Genomic DNA, 253 nt, shown 5'->3' with positions numbered 1-253 from the left:
GCCGCCCCCCCCTTTCGGTGAGCGTCACGCCGAGCAGCGCGCCGGAAATGATCGCCAGCATGCGCAGATCGTGCCGCATCAGCGCGTCGTCGATCATCAATTTCGACAGATAGGGCTGCGCCAGATTGAGCGCGGTGGAGGCAAGACTGATCGCCAGCACGACGAAAAGGCGCGGCGCGTAAGGGCGCAGATAGCGTCCGAGGCGGCGATAGGTGCGCCAGTCGGCGACCGCCGGCGGGGGAACGGGCGCGGT

The 253-nt window shown here is 68.0% G+C and carries 1 pseudogene; it reads right to left on the bottom strand.

Going from position 1 to position 253, the window contains the following annotated elements:
- Positions 1-253: pseudogene (locus tag CVH10_RS26230) on the bottom strand (hypothetical protein); the annotation flags it as partial.

Origin of the sequence: Halomonas sp. ND22Bw, assembly GCF_003011945.1 — a bacterium.
In the GTDB taxonomy this organism is placed as follows: domain Bacteria; phylum Pseudomonadota; class Gammaproteobacteria; order Pseudomonadales; family Halomonadaceae; genus Halomonas; species Halomonas halophila.
The sequence above is the reverse complement of the archived record's forward strand: the minus strand, read 5'-3'. Positions and strand labels throughout refer to the sequence as shown.